A 23,761-nucleotide genomic window follows, 5' to 3' on the forward strand; every position below is an offset into this window, starting at 1 on the left:
GCGGGCCTCATTCGGCCGGCAGGAACCGCTTGCGGATCCGGCCCAGTGTCCGGAAGTCATCGACGCTCAACTGCTGCAGGTCGATCGGACTGCCGGAGACCTCCTCCAGGAGGTAGACGAAATCCAGGAAGTCCAGCGAATCGATCAAGCGGGCCTCGATGAGGTCGTCGTCCTCGCCGATGTCGCCGGTCAGCGACGGGTTCCTGCTCCGGATCCACTCGCGGATCTCATCCATGTGGGTACTCCTCGATCGAGTCGGGGTCAGCGGACCAGGCCACCGCGATCGCCGCGGCCCAGCCGTCCTGATGGGTGATGCTCACCGCGACCGAACGCACGCCGCGGTACTCGGCGTGCCGCCCGGCCCGGCCGGACAACCGCACGACCGGAGCGCCGTGCGGCAGCCGCAGCACCTCGATGTCGTGCCAGGCCACAAGGTCGTCCGGGCGCAACGCCTTGACGACCGCCTCCTTGGCGGCGACCCGGCCGGCCGCCCGTTCGGGCAGATCACCGCGGACGAGTCGCAACTGCTCCAGTTCCGCCCCGGTGAACATGTCGGCCAGCCAGCGGTCCCCGTGGCGGTCGATCGCGCGGCGGACCCGATCGACCGCGACCAGGTCGAGACCGACCTCCGGCGCATCACCGACCAGCCGGCGCAGTGCCTCGACAGGCCCACACCCCGGTCCGCGACCGTCGAGATCCCGGCCCGGCAGATCCCGGAGCCCCGGACCTCGGCCCGCCAGGTCCCGACCGTCCGGTGCGCCCGGCGGCACCGTGCGGGTCACAGCGCACTTCCGACCCGCGCGACGGATTCGCCGGTGGCCGGCAGGCCCGTCAGACGCGACACGATCTCCGCGGCCGGCTCCACCGCCGTCACCCACCGGGCGCCGGTACCCGCATAGCGGGCCATCTCGGCGATCCCGCCCTGCGTCTCGACGGTCGGCACGGCGGCGGACCCGCGCGGCACCGGCAACCGCCGGCCGGTAACCGTGGTCCAGGCGACGAAGCGGCCGGCCGGCGGTTGCGCCGCCTGCGTGACGGCCGAACGCAGCACCCGGTGCCGACGACCCGGCCAGCCGATCGCGAACCGGTCGGTGACGGTGGTGGCGTCCTCGCCGGCCGCCACGATGGCGGCCTGGTAGTCCGGATGCGCGGCCGCCTCCGCCGCGACCACGAACGCCGTGCCGCACAGGCAGCCACCCGCGCCGGCCCGCAGGTGCTCCGCGACCTGGTCGGCGCGCTGGATACCACCGGCGGCCAGCACCGGCACCGACACGCCGCGGTCCAGCACCTCGGCCAGCAGATCGGCCACCGGCCGGTCCCCCAGATGGTGTCCGCCGGCCTCGACGCCCTGCACGGCGAGCACGTCGGCGCCGTCCGCCGCCGCCCGCTGAGCGTCGGCGGCCGACCCGACCTGGACCAGAACGGTGTGCCCCGCGTCGTGCGCCCGGGGTATCAGCCACGACGGCGGCAGGCCGTACACGTTGATCACCAGTCTTCGGTCGGCGGCGTCCAGCACCGCGGCGACCTGCGCGGGCAGCGTCGCCCCGGCAACCTCCGGGATGACGTTGACGCCGAAGGTGGCCGCGGTGTTCTCCGCCGTGCGGCGGACCAACTCGGCGGCGGTCGACGCGTCGACGCGGTACAGCGCCACCGTCCCCAACGCGCCGGCTTCGGCCACCGCCGCGGCCAGGGCGGGGCCGGCCACCCCGCCCATGCCGGCCTGCACCAGGGGCAGCCGGACGCCGAGCACACCGGCGGTGACCGGGACGTCAGCCACTGGCCCGCTCCGCGACCGCCAGCGCAGCGCGCACCGACCCGTGCGCGCACACCATCGCGTGAATCCAGCGTTCGACACCGAACGCGGTGCACGAGCTGTACGCGTTGTCGGCACCGAGCCGGATGTCGAGCCGCTCACCGAAGAAGTTGCGATGCCGGTTCACCGAGGCGATGGCGGTGCCGTCCACGGTGACGAACTCGTGCTTGACCGGGTCCAGCATGGCCAGCCGGGCCCGGGAACCGGTGCGGTCGTAGAACGGATCGTTGGCCGCCTCCACCGTCACCGGCACGCCGAGCCGGTTGGCGAGGTCGAGGATCATCTCGCGGGAGACGTTCAGGTGCCCGGCGGCACCCTCCTGGTCCCCCACGAACAGGATCTCCCGCATGTGGAAGCCCCAGAGCCGGCGCAGGCCCTCGAACCGCTCCTCGTTGCGGAAACATCGGCCGGTCGCGGACAGCCGTACGGGGGCGTCGAGGCGGACGCCCGTCATGGCGGTGAGCAACCCGTAGCAGGTCGCGGAGGGCAGGAGGTAGCCGGTCGGCACGGTGTCCAGCGCGGTGGGGTCGGCGCCGGCGGCGGCCTCGGCGGTCGCCTCGGGTGTCAGGCGGGCGGCCAGCACGCCCAGGTGCGGAAAGTTACGGAAGTAGTCGAGCCGGACGAGGTCCGCCGCCGGCAGCAGCGGCGGCCCGACCACGGGCGCCGCGCCGAACCGCTCCGCGACCCCGACGAAGAGCCCGTCGAGAAGGTGAAAGAGGCGAGCCTGGTCGGGGTCGAGCACGATCAGCCCGGGGCCCGGGTCGCGCAGCGCCGGCACGGCGCCGAGATGAGCTTCGGTCGGGCCCGCGGTCATGCCAGCACCCCGATCCGTCGGTAGAAGCTGTACGCGCGCCCGGCGAAGGCGTCGTGCACCGCTCGGCGTCCCGGGTCGGCCAACAGCCGCTGCCGGAACGCGGCGGGCCGGTCGATCCCCGCGTCCCGGTAGGCGTCCACGCTGTACATCTGGTGCAGAGAGGATTCGATGTACCGGGCCACGTACCGGCGGGCCTGCTCCACCTCGGCCGGCTCGCAGGTGGCCCGCAACCGGTCGAACAGCACCCGGACGAGGTGGCAGCCGAACGCGATGTGCCGTGACTCGTCCTGGTGGTGCACCCGGTTGATGGCCCGGATCGTCTCCGGCAGAGTGGCGTCGGCCGCCATCCGGCTGTTGAAGTAGTCGACGATGATCTCGAAGATGAGGATCCGGCTGAAGACGATGAAGTGGTCGACGACCGGGCTGGCCGGCTCCCGGGGAAACGCCATCGTCCGGTCCGGATAGATCTTCCCGCCGTAGCGCAGGCAGAACTCGGCGAAGAACCACATGTGCTCGTTCTCCTCACCGAGGAAGTGATGGAAGAACGGGGTGGGGATCTCGAATCCGGGCGTGTGTATCCGCGCCACGACCTCGGTCATCAGGTCCCGGATCCCGTGCACGTTGAGGCTGTAGAAGTGGATGCTCTCCCACTTGGACAGCGCCAGTCGCTGCGCCGACGACAGTTCGGCGGCCGCCTCGGTGCCGTGCACGGTCATCAGGTCGGCACTCATCCACGGAATGCTCTCGTCGATGTGATCCGGCCACTCGAACGTCTGGTAGGGGTTGTAGTAGTTCTCCTCGGCGGTGTGGGTGAGGCGGTCCACCGCGGTCCGCATCTCGTCGTCCCAGGTCAGTTCGGTCACAGCGGTCATACGGCGCCTCCGGGGGTAGAAGACCTCTGCACGATCTCGGGCGTGTCCTGCGATGCTCCGGCGGGCGCGTCGAGGTGTACCCAGTCCGGACCGCTGCGGGTCCAGTCGGGTCCGCGCCGAACCACGGCGAGCCCGGCGACCGCGGCGAGGTCGGAGATCCGCAGATCGTCGGCCTCCACGGCGGTGACCAGGATCTCCTCGACCGCGCGCAGCAGGGCGAACGCCGTCTCGCGAGCCAGGTAGGCGGTGTCCGCGAGCAGGTACAGCTGGCCGGTGTCGGGGGCCGCGCCGGTGGCGAAGAACGCCTTGGCGTCCACCTTGGCGTGCGAGCCCACCACAAAGGTGCGGGTCCGTGAGCTGAGGCCGCGTAGGCCGTCGGGCGCGGCCGGCAGCCGGGGCCAGACGCCGGAGGCTCGGATGTCGTTGAAGTACGCGGACAGGTCCATCGGAGCGCCCCGCACGAGGCCGGCCTGTTCCCGCAACTGGCGAACGGCCGCCGGATCGTAATGCCCGTACCGGTACGCCGCCATCGCCTGCATGTGGCCCCGCCGCACCGTCTCGGCGAAGGAGCCCGCGTCCAGATCCAGCAGCAGCAGGCCGTCCTGGGCCGCCGGGCCGACCATGGTGCGGAACCGCCGGTCGTGCCGGTTGGCGACGATGAGCTGAAGCGCGACGCGGTCGTGCCCGGTGTGCACCCCGAGCAGGACGCCACAGGCCACGGTCAGCACGCTGGCGGTGCTCACTCCCCACCGGTGCGCGAGCTCCGTGGCGGCCACCGCCAGGGCCGGCGACTCCATGCCGACCCGCACGAACCGTAGCGTCTCCGGTTCCCGTGGCGGGAAGTCGAACAGTGTCCGTGGCGCCTGCGCCAGCGTCCGGGCCCAGTACTCCACCGACTCGGCACCCCGACCGGCGCCGGCGCCGTCGCGTTCGAACGCCACCCGGTCCAGCGGCTGCGTCGGCACGTCACCCGGGTCCGCGCCGGCGACCAGGGCGGCCCAGTCGTCGGTGAGCACCCGGATCGACCAGGCGTCCACGGCCAGGTGCGACAGGGCCAGCGCCAGCTGGGTGGCCACACCGTCGCGGCGCACCACCGCGCAGCGGAACGGCAGCTCCTCGGCGTACCGGAAGGCGCGTGCCGCGAGGTCGGCGGCGACCCGCTGCGCCACCTGCGCGTCGTCGTCCCCGGCCTCGTGCACGTCGACGCAGAGCTCGCCGGCCGCCACAACGGTCTGTCGGGCACCGCCCGGAGTGTCCGCGATCGTGGTGCGCAGCGCCTCGTGCCGCTCCACCAGCCGGCGCAACGCGGCACCGACCCGGTCCAGGTCGGGGCCGCCGACGATCGGCAGCACGTACGGGATGTTGAAGTACGGGTCGTCCTCGTCGAGCCAGCGTACGGTCCGCCAGATCGACTCCTGCCCCCAGCTCAGCGCCGCCTCGGCGGTACGGGTGCCGGCGAACGGCACGGTCATCGACGCCGTCACGTGGACACCCGCGCCTGCATGCCGAACAGCTCCGCGTACAGACCGCCGCGCGCCATCAGCTCGGCGTGGCTGCCACTCTCGGCCACCCGGCCACCGTCCAGCACGACGATCAGGTCCGCCATGCGTACGGTGGAGAACCGGTGCGACACGAAGAGCGTGACGCCACCGTTGACGGCGCCCACCCGCCCGGCGGAGTCCCGGTACCGTTCGAAGATGGCGTGTTCGGCGGCCGCGTCCAGGGCCGCCGCCGGTTCGTCGAGCACCAGCAACAGCGGTCGGTCGCGCATCATCGTCCGAGCCAGCCCGAGCCGTTGCCACTGACCGCCGGAAAGCTCCGCGCCGTCGCCGTACCCCTTTCCGAGCAGCCCGTCCAGACCACCCGGCACCGCGGCCACCGCGCCGCCGGCCTCGGCCCGGTCGACGGCGTCGGCGACCGCGTCGCGGTCCTCGACGCGCGCCACGTCACCGAGCCCGACACTCTCCCGCACCAGCAGTTCGAAGCGCGCGAAGTCCTGGAACAGCGGGGCCACCCGCTTGCGCCACTCGTCGTCCGGCACGTCAGCCAGGTCGCCGTGGTCCAGCAGGATCCGCCCGGACACCGGCTGGTACAGCCCGCAGAGGAGCTTGACCAGCGTGCTCTTGCCGGCGCCGTTCTCACCGACGATGGCAACCGAACCCCCGGCCGGCAACCGCAGGTTGATGTCGCGGAGCACGAGACGGTCGGTTCCCGGGTAGTGGAAACTGACGTTCTCCAGCACGATGCCGTCGTTCAGACGCTCCGGCACCACGCCGGACGACTCGGTGCCCACGGTGGCCGCCGCGCCGGTCGACCGGCGCAGCCGGGTCAGCCGGGCCACGGTCCGGCCGACCCCCTGCAACAGCGCGAGCAGGTTGAGAGCGCTGGCCACCTGCACCGCCACCTGCACCGCCAGGGTGATCACCAGGACCACGTCGCCCACGTCGGCGCGCCCGTCGCGTACCTGAGAGATGATCAGCACCACCGCGCCGCCGTACGCCAGCGCGAACACCGACTGGCCGGCGGAGCGCAGCGTCGCCGCCCGGCGGTGCGCCCGCCACAACAGTCGGGTCGACGCCGACCAGGCCCGTTCGTGCCGGCGCAGCAGTTCCTGCTCGCCGTGGAACAGGCGGATCTCCTTGATCGCGGCCGGAGTGGTGGCCAGTTCCAGCAGGTGCCGTGCCTGCCGGGTGGTTTCGGCGGCGTTCTCCTTGGCCGCGTCGATGGTCGCCTGGGCCCGCTTACCGATGAACACCGGCGCAAGAGCCGCGACGGGCAGCAGGAGCAGCCACGGATTCAGCATCGCCAGCACGACGGTCGTGACGAGAACCTGGAGCAGCAGGCCGCCGAGTTGCAGCACCGCCTCCAGCGCGACCCGGGTGCGGACCAGTTCCTCCTGCACCATCGTCACGCCGTCGGCGAACTCCGGGTCGTCCACCCGTTCCAGCCCGTGGCCCGCGTTGACGTGGCGCAACAGTTCCTCGTTGAGGGCCACCTCGGCCAGTTCGCCAACCTCGAAGTACGACAGGTGCGCGAAGTGGCCCAACATCAGCTCGAAGGTGAGCAGCACCGCGACGACGAGCGCGGCGATGGTGGCCGCCGAGACGTCGCCGCTCAGCGCGGCGTTTGTGAGATCCCGCAGGCCCAGCGCGATGAACGGGGTCGCGGCGTAGCCCAGGAGCATCAACACGCCCGACCGGATGAGCCGGCCACGGTCCAGGCGGGCCGCCAGGCCCAGCATGAAACGGGCGGTACGCAACAGCCCTATCATGCGGTCACCTCCACGAGCGGCTCGTCGTCGCCGGAGAAGCGCCGCGCCTGGAGACGGAACAGCTCGGCGTACTGGCCGCCGGCCGCCATCAGCTCGTCGTGGCTGCCCTGCTCGGTGACCCGTCCGCCGTCCAGGACGATGATCTGGTCGGCGCGTCGTACGGTCGAGAACCGGTGCGAGATGATCACTGTGGTGAGTCCGCGGGTCAGTTCGAGGAACCGGTCGTAGAACTCGACCTCCGCGCGGACGTCGAGTTGGGCGGTGGGTTCGTCGAGCACCAGGACGGACGCGCCGTGCCGCACCGCGAACAGCGCCCGGGCGAGGGCGATCCGTTGCCACTGGCCACCGGAGAGGTCGGTGCCGCCCGCGTACTGCCGGGACAGGATCGTGTCCAGTCCGTGCGGCAGAGCGTCGATCACGTCCTCGGCGCCCGCCCGGCGGGCGGCGGCCAGCAGACCTTCCCGATCGTCGAGGTGGTCCGCCGCGCCCAGGCCGATGTTCGCCGCCGCGTCCAGCTCGTAGTGCACGTAGTCCTGGAAGATGACGGCGAGCCGTTGTTGCCAGTCCCGCGGTGAGTACTGGCGCAGGTCGACGCCGCCGACCGAGATCGCCCCGCCGGTCGGGTCGTAGAGCCGGGCCAGCAGCTTGACCAACGTCGTCTTGCCGGCACCGTTGAGCCCGACGATGGCGGTGCTCCGCCCCGCAGGCAGGGTGCAGGAGACTCCGTCGAGCACCGGGCTGCCGGCCTCGCCGTAGCGGAACGCCACGTCGTCGAAGCGGATCGGGCCGATCGTACCGGCCGGCACCGGCAGGTCACCGGCGACGCCGGCCCGGCCTTCGGCGGCGGTCCGCTCGAACGTGGTCAGCGCCTGGTACGCCTGCATGCCGTACTGGGTCTGCACGTCCGACTCCGGGAAGAACACCCCGAACCGGATCGGGATCAGCACCCCCTGGATGGCGATACCCAGCTGCGTGAGCGTCAGCGTGCCGCTGCCGGCGGCACCGGCCAGCCAGTACAGCACCGTCGCGCCGCCGACCAGCGCGACGGCGGCGTACGCGAGGAACGGGCGCAGCAGGATCCGCCGCCGGCCGACCCACAGCGGATCCAGGTAGGAACGTGAGTCGTCCCGATGCCGGCGCTGGTACCACTCCAGCAGCCCGAACATCCGCATCTCCTTGGCCACCTTGGTGCTGGTGCCGAAGGAGCGCAGATACATCACCCGCTGCCGGCTCGGCAGCAGACTGACCCAGAGCGCGCCGAAGCGGCCGAGGGAACCACGCTGGCCGTACCGGACGATCAACGCGGTCGCCCCGATCAGCAGCGCAGCGGGTACCGAGAGCACGAACCCGACCAGGATGACCGCACCGGCGAGCTGGCTGTACCGCGCGATCAACGCCAGCGCGCCCGCGACCGCGTCACCCGGCGTGGGCAGCACCCGGTCGTAGCCGCCCCGCGCCTCACCGAGCAGCCCGCTGATGTCGGGTCGCTCCAGCACCGCGATCGGGGCTTCGGCAAGGGCGGCGCGGCCCAGCCGCCCGGCGCAGAAGCCGTCCACCCGCCGGATCACCACCTCGCCCAGAGCCGACTGGAACGGCACCAGGATCTGCTGGAGAACGAAGGCGGCCACCGCGATCGTCAGGCTGAGCACGACGGTGCGCCAGGCGTCCGGAGTCCCACCGGCGACTGCCGGCAGGTCACCGAGCACCTGGCCGGTCCAGATGATGAAGGCCATCGGCAGCACGCCGATCGCCAGGTTGAGCAGGACCGCAGCGATGATCACTGAGGCGCCGGCCCGGGGTAGCAGCCGGAAGATGGCCGACCAGCGTTCCCGGGTCGGCCGCGTCCAACCGCGTACGCGTTCGGTCAGGGTGGGCGACACGGCCGCCACCTTTCTCTCGGTCATCGGCGGGCCCGCCGACCGATGACGGCGGTGCGGTCGGCTGCGGTCGGCCGACAGTCCACGTAGTCGAAGCCGGCCTCGGCGAACATGCCGCGCAGCTCCGCCACGGACCAGCACTTGCCGGGGGTCGAGTGCATGAGCAGCACCGAGTACTCCGCCACCGGCAACGGCCCTGATCGTTCATCGTCGATATGGGTGTCGTGCACCACGAGCCAGCCGCCGGGCGGCAGGGCGGCGGCGGAGTTCGCCAGCAGCCGGCGGACCTCGCCGGCTCCCCAGTCGTGCAGCACGTGCGAGTACAGGTGGGCGTCGTACTCACCGGGCAGGCCGGCGAACATGTCGCCGGCCACGACACCGACCCGGTCCGCGTGGCCGCGCGTGGCCAGCAGGGTGCGGGCGACGTCGTCCACCGGCGGCCGTTCGAAGACATCGACCCGCAGACCAGGCAGTCGCTCCACCAGCGCGGAGCCGTAGATTCCGGAGCCACCGCCCACATCCAGGACCGCGCGTGCGGGCAGGTCCGCGATCGCTTCGGCCAGGGCCGGGCCCAGATACGCGCCCCGCGCGTCCATCGCGGCGGTGATCGAAGCGGCGAACTCCGGCGACGCCAGCCGATCCGACCACACCTCTTGGCCACCGGCGCCGGCCCACGCCGCAGGGCGTCCGGAACGAAGGACCGCGAGCAGATCCCGGCAGGTGGGCCGCTCCCGCAGCGAGGCGTAGTAGGCCCGCAGGTCGTACGGCGAACCGGCGACCAGGTGGTCCCGGGCAACCCTGGTCGGCACGATCCGGTCGCCGACGCGGACCAGCAGCCCCCGCGCGACGAGGTAGGTGATCGTCACGTCGGCCGCCCGTGGGTCGAGGTGATGCGCCCCGCACACCTGCTCGATCCCGGCCGGGTCGTCGTGCTCGCGCTCGTACCTGTCGAGCCAGGTGAACAGGTCCAGCTCCGCGACGACCACGATGAGCAGGTCGGCGGCGTACACGCCGTCGCGGAGCCGGTACAGCTCAGTGGGATCGGTGACGACCGTCTCGTGGCGCACCGTCACTCCGGCTTGCGTGCGATCAGCACGTGTGACGAGGCCCCGGCGATCGGCTCCACCTGAGGCTCACCGAAGCCGTTGTCAATGATCAGCCGGCTGAGCTCGGCCACGCTGAAGTCCCGTCCGCCCTCCCACAGCACCATCGACGAGACGTTGTGCAGCGCGGAGAACAGGGGCCCGGTGCGGTCCTCGTTGAGCAGGTTGCCGTTGACGATCAGCCGGCCGCCCGGCGCGAGCGCCCGGTGCGCCCGCCGGAGCATGTCGGCGGCGGTCTCCCGCCGCTCGGAGTGCAGCATGTTGGACATGAGCACGGCGGCGAGGCCGGTGCCGTACTCCTCCCCGGTGTAGTCGCGCCCCACCACGCTGACCCGGTCGGCCATCCCGTGTTCGGCGATCACCTTGCTGGCCAGCGGCACCGCGTCCGGCAGTTCCCAGATGACGGAGGTGAGCCCGGGATGCCGCCGGCACAGCGCCATCGAGTACGCGCCGCAGCCCCCGCCGAGATCGACGAGTGCACCCTCCAGCGGGCCCGGTACGCACACGGCCAGTTCCTCGGCGAGCCGGGTGGCGTACCGGAAGAACCCGACCTCCAGGTCGGCGAGGTAGGCCGGGTCCTCGGTCAGCCGAATGTCGTGGCCCAGGGCCGGCCCGCCGTTGCGGACCACGTCGGTCAGCCGCGCCCAGGCCCGGGCCCAGCGGCCCATGGTTCGTACCCACTCGACCAGGCATTCGTCGGTGTCCCCGGTGAGCAGCCGGCGGGACAGCTCGGTGTTGGCGTACACCGCTCCGGTACGGCTCAGCAACCGCAGTGCCACGCCGGCGTCGAGTACCGCCTCGGTGGCTTCCGGGTGCCACCCATGGGCGGCGGCCAGCTCCGCCGCGGTGGCCGGCTGGTCGGCGAGCGCGGTGAAGACGTCCAGCTCGGCGAGGGTGTAGAGCACCTCCGCCTGCCAGGTGCCGACGGTCAGCTGCGTCACGTGCCGCATACCCAGGTCCATATGTCTCTCCGATCGCTCAAGTCATCCGGCTACGTCCTGGACCAGCTGGCCGCCCAGGACGTCGCGCTCTGGCCGGCCGAGGAAGTACGCCGACTGTTCGTGATTCGTGGTGGCCACGAATGCGGCGAAACCCACCTTGTAGTAGAAGGAGGTGACCAGTCGCCGTGGTTCGATCGGCACCGTCTCGCCACGTCCGATCGCCTCCACCAGGCGCGGCACGTCGAACTCGAACTCGACCGGCGCGCCGCGCAGGAAGGCCTCGCCGTCGATGTCGACCAGATCCAACCCGGCCGCTTCCAGGCTGCCCGGCTCGGCACAGGTGGGCTGGGTGACGATGTCGTACCGGAATGCCTCGTCCAGGCACCGGCGGGCCGACTCCGGCACCAGCGGACGAACCGCCTCCTGCCACCACCGGCTGAGCACCGTCTTGGCACGTGGATCGCCGTACATGTAGACCAGCGCCGGACTGACCGCGCCGAACTCGGCGGCGGCGTTGGCGGCCGCCTCCCGCAGCGGCGCCGAGTCGGCGTCGTCCTGACGCTCCAACCAGTCGGCGAAGTTCAGCAGCAACGTGGACTGGCTGAGCCCGGCGTACACCCGGGCCGGCGCCCACACGTGCCGCAGCACCAGGTTCTCCGCCAGCACCCGGGCGTAGAAGATGAACCGGCGGGCCTCGAGATTCTCCCGCAGCGGCATGGTGTGGTGGGCCAGGACGTACTCGAAGTCGTCGGTGTCGCCGCGCACGGTCACGAACCCGTACGCGTCCTTCTTGTCGAAGTACTCGGTGTTCGGCAGCAGGAGCATCGGATAGACGGCGATCCGGGACACGTGTTCGGCGAGGCGGTCGTAGCCACGCAGGAACGACTGCAGGCTCTCTCCCGGGGCTCCCCAGATCAGCTCCGCGTAGCAGTCCAGTTCCTCGGCCTTGAGCCACTCGACGAGGTCGCGCCAGTCGTTGACCTTCATGTTGCGGCGGTTCATCAGCTTGAGGGCGTCGTCGGAGAGGGTCTGCAGGGCCAGGGTGAACGAGCTGCGCATCCCGGCGTTCTTCATGTCCCGGACGATCTGGTAGAAGACCTTCGACTTGTTCTTGGCCCAGGACGTCTCCAGCGTGCGCGGGTACCCGTAACGCTCACGAATCTCCAGCAGATCCGCGACGAACTCCGCGTCGATCGGCAGCATGCCGAAGTTGGCGTCGCAGAGCACCACCGTGTGCACCTTGTGCTGGGCGAGGAACTCCAGCTCGTCGCGGAGACGCTGGCGGGAGAAGGCCCGCACCCGCTGGCCTACCGCACCGCCCCAGTAGCAGAACGAGCACTTGTACGGGCAGCCCCGGTTGGTCTCCATCAGGGCGACGTCGTACCGGAACTCGCCGGCGTCGTCGAGCAGTGGGATGGCCCCGGTCAGCAGGGGCGACGGGATGACGTCCAGGTCCTCCAGGCGCGGACGGTCCGGCGTGGTCACCACCGCACCGTCCGGATCCTGGAAGGAGATTCCGTCGATGTCGCCCAGCGACCGCGGCGAGCGCCCGTCGAGGTAGGCGGTGACCAGCTCGGTGAAGACGAACTCGCCCTCGCCGTTGACCACCACGTCGACCTCGGGAACCATCGCGAAGGTCCGCTGGGCGCGGTTGGCCACGTGGGTGCCGCCGAAGATCACCCAGCCGTCCGGGCGAAGCTGCTTGAACGTCTCCGCCAGGACCCCGAACTCCCGGTAGTTCCAACCGAGCACGGAGAACGCCAGGACATCGGGCGCGCCGTCCCGAAATAGATCTTGGGAGAGCGCGGAAAGCTTCATCCCGCCGCGGTAATTGCGAATCTCTATCTCGGTCTCCCGCGCAATCCGTTCGTCGGCGAGCGCGGTGGCCTTGAGGTAGCCGGCGGCGAGGGGCATGGATTCCATCGGCGTGTCCCAAACGCCTTGCTGCACGAGCCAAACCTGCCGTTTGGCACTGTCAACGGGCACGCGAACTCCTCATCGGGCACAACTCACAGCCGTTCACCGCGGACCGCGCGGCCCAATAGGCACGACGGTCAGAACGGAGTTGGAGAGTGGGTGGCGCTCACCGACACGGAGGCGCGTACACCCGGCCACGAGATCGTCGCGACGCGTTTGCAGCAATCCCCCGTTGTTCGGCACCGGCTGCCTGTTTCCCATCGGCGACCAGCACTTCTGCGCTCACGGGCGAGCGATGGCCGGCCGTGGGCGCGCTCCCATGGTGAGACAGCCCCCTGACGGGTGTCAATGCTGCCGACGTTCTCCGGACCGCCCATACGCCCCCACCTGTGGCTCTGTCAGCATTAGCTGTCCGCATGCTGGAACGGAAACGTCCGGACGGCACTCCCCAGTCCTCGTCGACAACCGCCCGCCAGCGATGCGGCAGCAATCTAGATCTTTCAACAGTGGCGGCGCGCAGACGACCACCACGAGGCGCTCGGCGGAAGGAAGACCGGCGCGGAAATGCGACAGCATTTCGGTTGACCGTGCGCGCCGGGTTGGTCTAGCGTCTGTCGCGTGTTCGGGTGGATCGGGGGAAACACCACGACTTCGCGTTCATAACGGGCGGTCATCTCCTCGCACCGGCCAGGCGCGCAATCCGCGCCGGCGACAGGTGCGGCCCAAGCTCTGCGTCGACCTCAGCCGGCAAAACGTGCCCTGCCCAGCTGCGGACCGTCGGGGTCCAGCCGCTGAGCCGTCCGCCGGTTGCTGCGCTTCAGCGTCGCCGGCATCCACGCGTCGCCGCGTGCACCTGCGTCCCGGGACCTCTCCGAGGAGTTTGAGCCTGTGAGCAACGCCGTACTGGACCGTGAGACCACCTCGTACCTCAGCCGCCTCGACGAAGGCGGCGTCCTACCAGGCCGGTATCTCCTCGTCGACGCCGAGAACGCGACGTTACGGTTGGCCGACCCGGCCGGGCGGATACGGTCCTGCACCGACTTCATGTCCGCGTTCGCCGCGGTCAACTTCGGACATCGCAATCCGGCCATCGTGGAGGCGCTGCGACGACCGTCGGACCTCGCCGCTCCCTTCCAGACCGCCGACGCCGAACTGATCGCTCGTTGGCTGTGCCGCCGAATCGGTGGCACCGCCGACCGGCGGGTGCTGTTCCAGATCGGCGGCAGTTTCGCGGTCTCCACCGCGTTGGCCCTGGCCCGCCGGCACCGGCCCGGCCGGGTGCTGGGCGTACGCGGTGCCTTCCACGGCCTGGGCGTCGACGCAGCCGCCGTCACCACCGTCCAGCGGGAGTTCTCCCTTCAGGACACCGGATTCGTCGAGCTGCTCAACACAGAGGTCGGGCACCTCACTCCCGGCGAGGTCCCCGACGACTGGACCGACGTCTCCTGCGTCATCTACGAACCGGTGCAGGGCGCCAACGGTTACGTGCCGCTCGACGTGGACTGGCTGCGCCAGCTCTCCGAGTCGGCCCGCTCCGCCGGGGTGCTGCTGATCGCCGACGAGATCCAGTGCGGCTTCCACCGGCACGGCCCCTTCAGCCCGTCCGCCGCCGCCGGCCTCGACCCGGACGTGGTGTTGTTCAGCAAGTCACTGACCAACGGGATGTACCCGCTCTCCGCCGTGGTCTACAAACAACACCTGGAGCGGGACGCGGCCGCCGTCTACCTCGCGCACACCTTCCAGACCGGGACCATGGGCCCGGCCGCGGCGGTCGCGGTCGCGGCCTACCTCGACAGCAACGACGTAGCCGCGATGGCTGCCACCGTCGAGCGTCCGCTGCGGGATCTGGCCGACCGCCTCACCGCCGCCGGGCTCGCCGACGAGGTGCACGTCACCGGCCCGGCGCTGTCCTTCCGGCCGACCGCACGGACCAGCCGTGCGGTGGTGGCGGCCGCCTTCGAGGCGGGCGTCCTGGTGTTCGCCGGTGGCCGGCACGGCGAACGGATCCGGATCGCACCGCCGCTGACGGTGCCGGCTGATCAACTGCGCGGCGGCGTGGACACGCTGTGGAACGTACTCAACGGATGACCGGGAGGCAGCAGATGGAGCGAGAGCAGTTCTACCGTGAGGTTGTCGGGTTCCTGACCCGAACCGCGTCCGAGGCGGGCACCACCGCCCCGCCCGCCGACATAGACCCGGACGACAACCTGTTCGACCTCGGGTTGGTCAACTCCTTCTCGATGATCCGGATGATCGTCTTCGTCGAGGAGACCACCGGCGTGGCGGTCGATCTCGCCGACCACGAGCTGGAGACCTTCTACACCCTCCGCGGCCTGTACGACGTCGTCGCCGGAACGGAAGAACGGGTATGACCGTCACCGAGCAGCGACCCACCGACGAGGAACACATCAACCGGATCCGCCGTCGCTTCGCGACCGTCGGCTGTGCCCAGCTCGCGGACGCCGCGCCCGAGTTCGTGGCGCCGCTGCACCTGCCGGCGGTGCCGCGCAACGGCCGGCCACGCGTCTGCGGGCCGGTCTTCCCGGTGGCCACGACCGACGACATGCTCCCGGCGTTGCAGGCACTGGCACAGACACCGCCCGGGCACGTGCTGTTCATCCACAACACCGTCACGCGCTCCGAGGCGATCGTCGGCGACATCTTCCTCACCTCCGCGGCGGTGCAACGGCTCGGCGGGATCGTGGTCGACGGCGCCGTACGCGACCTGACCGACCTCGCCGCCATCGACGTGCCGGTCTTCTCCACGCAGGTGACGTTCGTGTCGGCGCGCACCACCAGTCAGCGCGCCATCGACCTGCCGCAGACCGTCGAGGTGGCCGGCACCGCGGTTCGCCCCGGCGACTGGCTGTTCGGTGACCCGGACGGCTTCCTGCTGCTCCCCGCCGACCGCGTCGGCGCGGTGTTCGCCGCGGGCGCGGTCCTTCGCGACCGCGAGGAGGCACTGAAGGAGGCCATGCAGCACGACGGAAAAACCCTCGCCGACCTGACCCACCTGGACGACTTCCTGGACGGCACCGGCGACCTGGGCTTCACACCCTGAGGAGGGTTCCATGCCGACGGTCGATCTGACCGCCGGGCCGGCCGGTGAGCTGAACTTCGCCGACCCGGTCTTCCAGACCAACCCCTGGCCGCTGTACGACTGGCACCGCGAGCACCAACCCGTGTCGTACGTCCCCGCCCTGGAGTCGTACTTCGTGGTCGGGTACGACCTGGTCCGCCGGGTCGTCACCTCGCCGGACTTCACCGTCTACCACCCGTTCCGCACCAGCCGACGGGCCTTCGGGCCGTCCATGCTCGACCAGGAAGGATCGGCGCACACCCGGGCTCGGGCGGCCACGGCCGGAGTCCTGCGCCCCCGGAAGGTGGCCGCGTTCGCCCGCGACATCATCGCTCCACTGGCCGCGGCGACGCTTGACGACCTGCTGGCCGACGCCCGCCCGGACCTCGCCGACCGGCTGGCCACCGCTTTGCCGATGCGGGTCGTGTGCCGCTTCATGGGGCTGCCCGACGGGGACGCCGAGTGGCTGCACGAGGCGATGCGGCCGCTCGTCGAATACGTCGACCACGCGCCGGTTCCGCTGGCGGCGGTGGTGCAGCGGCGGCGGGAACTCGCCGCGTACTTCCGCAGCCGGATCGCCGCCGGCACGGATGACGGAGGCATCCTCGCCGTCCTCGCCGCCGACGAGGTGCTGACGGAGGCGGACGTCGTCAACAACGCGATCCTGCTGCTGGCCGCGGGCACCGAGACGACCGCAGCGGCGATCAACAATCTGTTCGCCCGGCTGGCCGCGGATCCCGCGCTGTACGCGGGGGTCGCCGCCGACCCGGCGCTGATCCCAGCGGTCGTCGCCGAGACGCTGCGGCACGAGCCACCACTGCACGTGACGCTGCGGTTCGCGGCTGCCGACGTCGAGTTGGCCGGAGTACCGATTCCACGGGCCACTCCGGTCCAGGTCTGCCTGGCCGCCGCCAACCGCGACCCGGGGATCTATCCGGACCCGCACCGGTTCGATCACACCCGCCGGGACCGACCGTCTCTCGCCTTCGGCGCCGGCCGGCACGTCTGCCTCGGCATGGGTCTCGCCCAGGCCGAGCTGGAAGTCGTGCTGGAGGCGCTGGTCGAGCGGGTGGCCGAGGTGCACCCGCTCGGTCCCGTCCCTCCGGTACGCGGGCGGGGCTTCCGCGCCGCCAGCGGCCTGCGCCTGGACTGCCGGCCCCGGAGTCGACGATGAGCGCCCCGATCGTGACGCCGGCACCGAGGGTGTGGCAGGCCGACGTCCGCCTCACGCCGGACGGCCGACGGTGTTTCGACGATCTGCTCCCCTACTGCCTGGACGAGGCATGGTCATGGGAATGTGATCACGCCGACCAGCTCACAGTGGTCTACCACGTCGACGACAACGCGGCAGAGAAAATCGGTCAGCGACTGACCGAGGCCCTGGAGCGGGCCCGCGTCGTGCCGGACCGGCAGGCCCGGATCGTGTACGACTCCTGGTCCGCCGACGTGACGCCGGTCACCGGCGCCGAGGACCGCCCGGATCGCGTCGCCGTCGGGCCCGGCCTGGCCGTGCACGGTCCAGGTCCCGCCCGGCTCGTCCGCGCCCTGGACGCCCTGTTTCTCCGCCTGGCCCGGGGCTGGGGTGCCGACGAGTACCTGGTCCCCCACCTGGTCGCCTGGGAGACCATCGAGCGGGCCGGTTACGCCCGCACCTTCCCGCAGCACCTGACCACCTGCGCGGTGGTGGCCTCCGACCTGCCGGCGCTGGACCGGTTCGCCCGGGCCCGCACCACCGCCGACCGCCGTGCCGAGCTGCGGGAGGCGCCGGTGGCCGTGGCACCGACCGTGTGCCTGCACCTGTTCGCCGCGCTCAGCGGCACCCGGCTCACCGAGCCGCTGATCGCCACCGCCCGTCAGTCGTGCGGTCGGTACGAGGCCGGCACCACGGACGAGGTCACCCGGCTCTGGTCCTTCGACATGCGCGAGGTGATCTACGTGGGTGACCGGGCCGGTGCCCGCCGGTTCCGCGACCGGGCACTCGCCGATCTCACCGAGGTGGTCCGGGAACTGGGGCTGCCGGCACGGATCGGCTCGGCCAACGACCCGTTCTTCACCGACAGCCGTGCCGACCTCGCCAGCTACCAGAGCACCTGGGATCTCAAGCAGGAGGTGTGCGGACGGATGGCGGGCAGCGGAGCCGCGGTCGCGGTCAGCTCGGTCAACCTGCACCAGCAGCACTTCGGCCAGGGCTTCGCGATGACCGAAGCCACCGGAGCGACGGCGTCGTCGGCGTGTGTCGGCTTCGGCATGGACCGCTGGCTGCACTGGATCCACGGCTACCTCGGCGACGACCCGCAGCAGTGGCCCGCGATCCTGCGGCGCGAACTGCCCGACGCCCGCTGACCGGTGTGCGGCCGGGCCGGTGGTCACGACACCGGCCCAGCCCCGCAGGTCAGGAACTCAGTTTGATCCGGACCCGCCGGTTCTGCCGACCCTTGCTCTCGACCTTGGTGACGGTCACCCGGCCGATCTGACCGGTCGACGCCACGTGAGTGCCCCCGTCGGCCTGCACATCGAGCCCGACAATGTCCACCACCCGCACCTCGGGCAGCTCCGGCGGTGCCTTGAACTGGGTCCGTACCAGGTCGGGCGTTGCGTTCGCCTCTTCCCGGGAGAGCATCCGCACCACGATCTTGCGGTCCGCGGCGATCTCGGCGTTCACCGCATCCTCCAGGCTCTGTTTGAAGCCCGGCGGGATCTCCGGCAGGTTGAAGTCCATCCGGGCCTCGCCGGGCTCCATGTTGCTGCCGGTCACCAGCACGTTGAAGTCGCGGAAGACGGTGCCACAGAGCACGTGCAGACCCGAGTGCGTACGCATCAGCGAGCTACGGCGGTCGTCGTCGATCGCACCGGTCACCGTGGTGCCGACCGGGGGCACCGGGTCCCCCGGCGCGGGCAACAGGTAGAGGTCGTCGCCCTTGCGGGTGCCGACGATCCGCGTCTGCACACCCTGCCAGATCAGCACGCCGTGGTCCGGCGGCTGACCGCCACCGCCAGGGTAGAACGCGGACCGGTCCAGCACGATGCCCTGGTCGGGATCCGCCGGATCCGACCACAGGACCGTGCAGTCCCATTCGCGGAGTGTGACGTCTGCCCAGTCCAGCCGTTGGGTCCGGCCGTGGTGATCAATACCCATAGGTTGATGGGAGGGCGACCCTCGACGGCTCGCCACTCCGTCCCCCTTCAGCGCTCGTGTGGTCATCTGCACCACAATTATTCGTGCAGTGGACACCGAGGACAAACACCCCGGTGGCGCTAAGTGATCAGACGCAGCACGGCGGCGGTACCGGCGCCGAGGGCGACAACCATCAGGAACGGTGCCCGCAGCAACGCCGCCACCAAGGCGACGGCGAAGCCGGCGGCGCGCGCGTCGAGCACCAGATCGTGGCCGGTGGCGAAGGTCTGCACCGCGACCAGGGCGGCCAGCAGCGCCACCGGAAGCAACGCCGACGCCTCCTGCACCTGCGGCTGTTCCAACACCGACTTGGGTACGCAGAGCCCGACGAGCTTGAGCAGATACACCCCGAGGGTGCCCAGCAGGACCGCCGTCCACATCAGCGGTCACCCGCCCGGCGGGCAGTGAACGCCGCGACGATGGCGGTCAGTCCGGCCACCAGCACCGGTATCCCGGCCGGCAACAGCGGCACCATGATCAGCGCGATGACGGCAGCGGCGACGGCGAGTGCCCACAGCCGTCGGCCGCGCAGTCGCGGCAGCAGCAGGGCGACGAACGCGGCCGGTGCGGCCACGTCGAGCCCGAGTGCTTCCGGGTCGGGCAGCACGTGTGCGCCGAGCGCACCGGCCAGTGTGGCGATGTTCCAGAGGACGAAGACGGAGATCCCGGTGGCCCAGAACGCCAGACGCGCCTCGCGCGGGTCGCTGCGGGCCGTCGCCATCGCCGAACTCTCGTCGAGCACGAGGTGCGCGCCGACCAGGCGCCGCGCCCCGTGGAGCCGCAGCAGGGACGCGAGGTTCAGGCCGTAGAGGCTGTTGCGCACCCCCAGCAGGGTGGCGGTGGCCGCGCCGGTCAGCGCGCCACCGCCGGCACCCATCACCCCGATCACCGCGAACTGCGACGCGCCGGAAAACATCAGCAGCGACAGCGCAGAGGTCTGTGCGACGGAGAAGCCGGCCAGTACCGACAGTGCGCCGAAGGAGAGCCCGAGCGCACCGACGGCCACGCCCACCCCGACCGCGTCGCGGAGTACAGCGGTACGCGCCCGCGACCAACTCCGATCCGCGATCGTGTCTGTCGTACTCACGTCGGCGTCCCTTCACGTACCTGCTCACGCAGCTCGGTCAGCCCTTCACCGCACCGGCTCGCGGGCCCGGCAGTGGCGGGCCCGGTCGGATAGTCGGCGGCGCCGAGGGTTCGGAAAATCCGCACCTTACCCGGCAGGTCGGCGCAGCGGGCGAGGGCGGCGGCGGTCCGCTCCTCGCCCTCTCGATGTTCGCCGAGCAGGATACCGAGGTAGGTCCCGCTGTGCGCGATCGCCAACCCCAGGCCGCCGACCTCACGACACACCTGACGCAGCTGCGCGAAGTCAGCACGGGGATGCCGGTGCACGTGCAACTCGGCGCTGCGGGTGGCGATCCGGCCGACCGTGATCAGGTCACCGGCCCGCACGGCGGTGGCCATCTCGGCCAGCAGCACGCGGTACTCGTGGCGGACCCGCATCGGGGGCAGGGCGGTCGACCGGTTGAACCGGATCGTGTCGACCATGCCGCCGAGGTCGTGCGCCACGATGGTCAGCGGCGGCAGGAAACCGAGCTTTTCCCGCAGCCGTACCTCTCGATGGTGGTAGCTGACGATGCCCGGATACATCACCCCGTCGGAGGGCTCCACATCACGCAGGAAACCCTCGATCGCCGCGGCGTCCAGAGAAATGCCGATGGCATCGGCGATCGCCCGGGCAGTGGCGACCAGGTCCGCCGAGGAACTGGCCAGGCCCTTGCCCTCCGGCAACGCACCACCGAGTTCCACCACGCCGCCGCCGGATATCCCGTACGTCCGCAGCAGGCGCATCGCCAGCCGGCGGGCCTTGGTCTTGTGCGCCGGTCGCACCTCGACCTCCGGCCGGTCCGGAAGATAGTGGAATGCCGCGTGTGCCCAGCCTGCTATCGGGAGGGTCACCAGGAAGTGGCGCTCGTCCTCCGGCAGGACCCCCTGCAGCAGTTCACCGAACGTGCCGTTGGCTGTCCCGAAGCCCGTTACCTTCCGCAGATACATCGAGTCCCCGTTGGTGGTGTCAATTTCGGTGGGATGAAGGATGCGCGGCCGGTCGCCGCCGGCAAGGGCGGCGCCGACCCGCTAGCGACCCGTCACCGCCTGGCCCGCTTCCGAATGGTGAAGGCGAGGCTCTCGTGCTCGTGGAACCAGGGCCGGTAGCCGGCATGCGGCGGCTCCGTCCAGCGCAGCAGTTCCACCCCGGCGACCTCCTCGCTGACCCCGCCGGCCTCCAGATAAGCCGCCAGATCGTCCCGGTCGTAGAACTTGCAGTAGAAACCGGCGTGGTCGAGGTACTCCTTGGGCCCGGTCTCGACCATGCCGGGGTCGGTGACCTGGCAGTCGTTCATGGTCCACATGTTCGCGACGATGTGACCACCGGGCCGGCAGATCCGGTACAGCTCCTGAAGCGCCTTGACCGGCTCGGTGAGGTGACCCAGCAGATCCCAGCAGAAGATGCCGTCCACGGCGTCGTCGGGCAGACCGGTGGCGAAGACGTCCACCGCGCGGAGGACGACATTGTCCGCGTTCGCCTTGGCGATCACCCGACGGGCGAGGCCCATCGCGTTGACGGAGGTGTCGCCACCGATCACCACCGTCGCGGCCTGCGCCAACGGAGACAGGTTCCGTCCGTCGCCACAGGGGAGGTCCAGCACGACCATCGCGTCGTGGTCGGCGAAGAGCTTCGCGGCGTTCACCACGTACGGCACCGGTGGATCACCCCAGAGGTTGGGGTGCCCGTCGAGCTGATACGCCTCGTTCCACTGGTGCTTGGCAGCCTCGTCGGCCTCGGCCAGGGTACTCATGACTGCGGTCCTTTCTGCTTGTGGAACATCTCCGCGACGCAGCGGTGCGCGTCGACGAAAGCGCGGGAGTATCCCGGGGTGGGGATCAGGTGGTTGTAGAAGGTGGGGCCCTCACACAGCGGCCCGATCAACCAGAGCCGCGGATCGCTGCCGTCCTCACCCACCGGATGCAGGTTCGCGTCGACGTCGGCGGCGTGTACCGCTGCGCTGCCGGGCGCGTGCCGCCGGAGGCGTCCTCGCCGGTACAACGAGCGCACCAGCGGGCTGGCCGAGGAGTGCACGGTGGGCCAGGGGGAACTGCCGGCGCAGAGCCAGTCCGCGTGTTCGCGGTGCACCGTGGCCAGCCGGGTGGAGGTCAGCTCCCAGCGACCGGCGCCGGGGTCGAAGGCGGCGCGCGGCGCGGGCCCCAGCGGGAACCGGATCAGGCCGGCCTCCGCCAGGGTGACCAACTCGTGGTGACGATCCTTCTGCGGGCCGACGACGGCCCGGTTCATCAGGGGCACCACCTGCCCGAAGAAGTGCTCCCGGGAGCCCGGGGCGAGCCCCTGGGCCGCGACCGCGTCGCGTAGGAAGTCCCGGACGTCGCGGATCGCCTCCAGGGCGGCCTTGATCGGACTGCCCAGCACCCCCCGGTCGGCCTCGTCGAGGTCAGCCCGGATGGTGGCCAGCAGCCAACGCTGGTAGCTGTCGCTGTCCTCCATGCGCACGGCCGCTGACCCGTCCCAGAGTTCGGCGGGATCTATCCCACCGTGCAACCGGTCGAGCGAGTCCACCGCGGCGACCAGCTTGCCGTCACCCGCAGCTTCGGCCAGACCGGCGGCCAACTGCTCCTGCGCGTCCGGCCCGTCCCGGAGCAGGGTGCGGCACCTGTGGTACGCGACCCGCATCTCGATCATCAGTAGCGGCAGGATCGCGCGGTCGAAGTCGATCGGCCCGGCGTCGCGCAGTCGGTGTACCGCGGCCCGGGTGAGCGCGATCGGCGGGAAGGCGGTGGCGATTTCCGCCCGGTCCGGCCGGGCCCGGAAGGGCACGCCGGACCGGGAGTACAGCAGTATTCGTGGTTCGGCGCCGCTCGGCCGGTACCGCAGCGCGCCGCCCTGCCGCTCGAACCTCCCGCCGCGTCCGACCGTGAGGCTCGCGATGACGTCCATGGCCGAGAGTCCGAAGCCGGCGACGGCGACGGTCTCCCCCGCGCCGATCACGTCGAGCCGCCGGGGCAGCGGGTACGGATCGGTGATCCGACGGTCCGCCCTGGCGTCCCCGGCACCCTCGGGCGGCGGCTCGTTGCCGGTGTGTCCGATCGTCAGGAACGCGTAGTCGGTGCGGACGTGGGAGCCGTCCGCCAAGGTGATTGTCACACCACCGCGCTGGTCGGAGTCGAGGTCGACGGCGACCGAACGGTGCACCGTCACCCGCATACCGTCGGGAACGCCACGGCGTACCTGCTCGAAGAACCAGCGCAGGTATTCACCGAGGACGCGTCGGGGAAGGAAATCGGTGGGCCGGACCGGGCGGCCGGCAGGCCCGAGAGTGTGCCCGTCCTCGGCCAGCCGTAGGCCGCGCTCGGTCACCCAGCTGTGCAGATCCGGGCCGGCCGGCCCGCAGTACGACCCGACCGACTCCTCGTCGGGATACATGGAGATCTCACCGCAGAGCGTATTGAGCAGCAGATAATCCGGCTGGTCGGTGCCATGCAGTCCCTGACCGTCGGAGCGCGGGTCGATGATCTCCACCCGGGTGGGCGCACCGGGTACCCCGAGCCGGGCGAGCGCGACGATACGCTCGAAGACGCTGCACCCTCTCGAGCCCAGACCAACAATTGCCACCGCGTACTCGGACGGCATTCGATGCTTCCCCCGTGACACGAAACGAACGAGACGCCACCACCGCGGCGTTCAGAAAGGACTCGCCGCAGCCCCATTCACGGACGGCGAGAATTCCGGATGAACATTAGGTTCACTCCGGCGGGGCGACCCCAACGTGCCCCGACCTCTCTGCTGACCAGCAGAATCCACCATCAAGTGGACGTAGAAATGTGTCC

Annotated in this window: 22 protein-coding genes; 5 read left to right on the forward strand and 17 right to left on the reverse strand. The window is 70.8% G+C overall.

Features of this window, described 5'->3' with window-relative positions; genetic code table 11:
• Positions 1 to 7 precede the first annotated feature (7 nt).
• From ACN26Z_RS20265 to ACN26Z_RS20315, 11 genes are read right to left on the reverse strand one after another with little or no spacing between them, the layout of a single operon-like run.
• A complete protein-coding gene (locus ACN26Z_RS20265; RefSeq protein WP_093408987.1) occupies positions 8 to 235 on the reverse strand; it encodes an acetyl xylan esterase in 228 nt (75 codons plus the stop codon).
• On the reverse strand, positions 228 to 782 hold the full coding sequence (locus tag ACN26Z_RS20270; RefSeq protein ID WP_421462842.1) for a holo-ACP synthase: 555 nt from the start codon (positions 780 to 782) through the stop codon (positions 228 to 230). Before ACN26Z_RS20270 ends, ACN26Z_RS20265 begins: the two co-directional genes overlap by 8 nt.
• Entirely contained in the window at positions 779 to 1,777 is a 999-nt protein-coding gene (locus ACN26Z_RS20275) for an NAD(P)H-dependent flavin oxidoreductase (RefSeq protein WP_421462844.1), read from the reverse strand. The genes ACN26Z_RS20270 and ACN26Z_RS20275 overlap by 4 nt, the downstream gene beginning before the upstream one ends.
• Entirely contained in the window at positions 1,770 to 2,627 is an 858-nt protein-coding gene (locus tag ACN26Z_RS20280) for an aminoacyl--tRNA ligase-related protein (RefSeq protein ID WP_421462846.1), read from the reverse strand. The genes ACN26Z_RS20275 and ACN26Z_RS20280 overlap by 8 nt, the downstream gene beginning before the upstream one ends.
• The gene (locus ACN26Z_RS20285; protein WP_093408997.1) at positions 2,624 to 3,499 is read right to left on the reverse strand and encodes a diiron oxygenase; all 876 of its coding nucleotides are present in this window, start codon (positions 3,497 to 3,499) and stop codon (positions 2,624 to 2,626) included. The genes ACN26Z_RS20280 and ACN26Z_RS20285 overlap by 4 nt, the downstream gene beginning before the upstream one ends.
• Positions 3,496 to 4,983: a condensation domain-containing protein gene (locus ACN26Z_RS20290; protein WP_421462848.1), complete on the reverse strand. Its 1,488-nt coding sequence runs from the start codon at positions 4,981 to 4,983 to the stop codon at positions 3,496 to 3,498. The genes ACN26Z_RS20285 and ACN26Z_RS20290 overlap by 4 nt, the downstream gene beginning before the upstream one ends.
• The gene (locus ACN26Z_RS20295; RefSeq protein ID WP_093409003.1) at positions 4,980 to 6,770 is read right to left on the reverse strand and encodes an ATP-binding cassette domain-containing protein; all 1,791 of its coding nucleotides are present in this window, start codon (positions 6,768 to 6,770) and stop codon (positions 4,980 to 4,982) included. The genes ACN26Z_RS20290 and ACN26Z_RS20295 overlap by 4 nt, the downstream gene beginning before the upstream one ends.
• Positions 6,767 to 8,650 carry an ABC transporter ATP-binding protein gene (locus tag ACN26Z_RS20300; protein ID WP_421462850.1) on the reverse strand — a complete coding sequence of 628 codons (1,884 nt, stop codon included), beginning with the start codon at positions 8,648 to 8,650 and terminating at the stop codon, positions 6,767 to 6,769. Before ACN26Z_RS20300 ends, ACN26Z_RS20295 begins: the two co-directional genes overlap by 4 nt.
• A 20-nt stretch (positions 8,651 to 8,670) precedes the next feature.
• Positions 8,671 to 9,714, reverse strand: a complete 1,044-nt coding sequence (locus ACN26Z_RS20305; protein WP_282237911.1) for a methyltransferase — start codon at positions 9,712 to 9,714, stop codon at positions 8,671 to 8,673.
• Positions 9,715 to 9,716: 2 nt separating this feature from the next.
• Positions 9,717 to 10,700 (reverse strand): methyltransferase, encoded by a 984-nt coding sequence (locus tag ACN26Z_RS20310; protein ID WP_421462852.1) that lies wholly within the window; start codon positions 10,698 to 10,700, stop codon positions 9,717 to 9,719.
• Positions 10,701 to 10,733: 33 nt separating this feature from the next.
• On the reverse strand, positions 10,734 to 12,641 hold the full coding sequence (locus ACN26Z_RS20315; RefSeq protein WP_396885625.1) for a KedN5 family methylcobalamin-dependent radical SAM C-methyltransferase: 1,908 nt from the start codon (positions 12,639 to 12,641) through the stop codon (positions 10,734 to 10,736).
• A gap of 855 nt (positions 12,642 to 13,496) precedes the next feature.
• Between ACN26Z_RS20315 and ACN26Z_RS20320 the strand changes: the two genes are divergently transcribed.
• From ACN26Z_RS20320 to ACN26Z_RS20340, 5 genes are read left to right on the forward strand one after another with little or no spacing between them, the layout of a single operon-like run.
• A complete protein-coding gene (locus ACN26Z_RS20320; RefSeq protein ID WP_421462854.1) occupies positions 13,497 to 14,696 on the forward strand; it encodes an aminotransferase class III-fold pyridoxal phosphate-dependent enzyme in 1,200 nt (399 codons plus the stop codon).
• Between the two features lie 14 nt (positions 14,697 to 14,710).
• Positions 14,711 to 14,980 (forward strand): acyl carrier protein, encoded by a 270-nt coding sequence (locus tag ACN26Z_RS20325; RefSeq protein ID WP_170863578.1) that lies wholly within the window; start codon positions 14,711 to 14,713, stop codon positions 14,978 to 14,980.
• Positions 14,977 to 15,669: an RraA family protein gene (locus tag ACN26Z_RS20330; protein WP_282237907.1), complete on the forward strand. Its 693-nt coding sequence runs from the start codon at positions 14,977 to 14,979 to the stop codon at positions 15,667 to 15,669. The genes ACN26Z_RS20325 and ACN26Z_RS20330 overlap by 4 nt, the downstream gene beginning before the upstream one ends.
• Before the next feature lie 10 nt (positions 15,670 to 15,679).
• A complete protein-coding gene (locus tag ACN26Z_RS20335) occupies positions 15,680 to 16,861 on the forward strand; it encodes a cytochrome P450 (protein WP_421462856.1) in 1,182 nt (393 codons plus the stop codon).
• Positions 16,858 to 18,030: a hypothetical protein gene (locus ACN26Z_RS20340; protein ID WP_421462858.1), complete on the forward strand. Its 1,173-nt coding sequence runs from the start codon at positions 16,858 to 16,860 to the stop codon at positions 18,028 to 18,030. Before ACN26Z_RS20335 ends, ACN26Z_RS20340 begins: the two co-directional genes overlap by 4 nt.
• Before the next feature lie 49 nt (positions 18,031 to 18,079).
• On the opposite strand, the gene ACN26Z_RS20345 is transcribed toward ACN26Z_RS20340, so the two are convergent.
• The 6 genes from ACN26Z_RS20345 to ACN26Z_RS20370 form a co-directional block, all read right to left on the reverse strand.
• Positions 18,080 to 18,823: an alanyl-tRNA editing protein gene (locus ACN26Z_RS20345; protein WP_093409027.1), complete on the reverse strand. Its 744-nt coding sequence runs from the start codon at positions 18,821 to 18,823 to the stop codon at positions 18,080 to 18,082.
• A gap of 119 nt (positions 18,824 to 18,942) precedes the next feature.
• Positions 18,943 to 19,242 (reverse strand): AzlD domain-containing protein, encoded by a 300-nt coding sequence (locus tag ACN26Z_RS20350; RefSeq protein WP_282237904.1) that lies wholly within the window; start codon positions 19,240 to 19,242, stop codon positions 18,943 to 18,945.
• Positions 19,242 to 19,949: an AzlC family ABC transporter permease gene (locus ACN26Z_RS20355; RefSeq protein ID WP_093409032.1), complete on the reverse strand. Its 708-nt coding sequence runs from the start codon at positions 19,947 to 19,949 to the stop codon at positions 19,242 to 19,244. Before ACN26Z_RS20355 ends, ACN26Z_RS20350 begins: the two co-directional genes overlap by 1 nt.
• Positions 19,946 to 20,917 (reverse strand): kinase, encoded by a 972-nt coding sequence (locus ACN26Z_RS20360; protein ID WP_421462861.1) that lies wholly within the window; start codon positions 20,915 to 20,917, stop codon positions 19,946 to 19,948. The genes ACN26Z_RS20355 and ACN26Z_RS20360 overlap by 4 nt, the downstream gene beginning before the upstream one ends.
• Before the next feature lie 92 nt (positions 20,918 to 21,009).
• Positions 21,010 to 21,720: a class I SAM-dependent methyltransferase gene (locus ACN26Z_RS20365; RefSeq protein ID WP_282237901.1), complete on the reverse strand. Its 711-nt coding sequence runs from the start codon at positions 21,718 to 21,720 to the stop codon at positions 21,010 to 21,012.
• A complete protein-coding gene (locus ACN26Z_RS20370) occupies positions 21,717 to 23,564 on the reverse strand; it encodes an FAD/NAD(P)-binding protein (protein ID WP_421462863.1) in 1,848 nt (615 codons plus the stop codon). The genes ACN26Z_RS20365 and ACN26Z_RS20370 overlap by 4 nt, the downstream gene beginning before the upstream one ends.
• Positions 23,565 to 23,761: the final 197 nt, after the last annotated feature.

It is taken from the genome of Verrucosispora sp. WMMD703 (assembly GCF_049178935.1).
GTDB lineage: Bacteria > Actinomycetota > Actinomycetes > Mycobacteriales > Micromonosporaceae > Micromonospora > Micromonospora sediminimaris.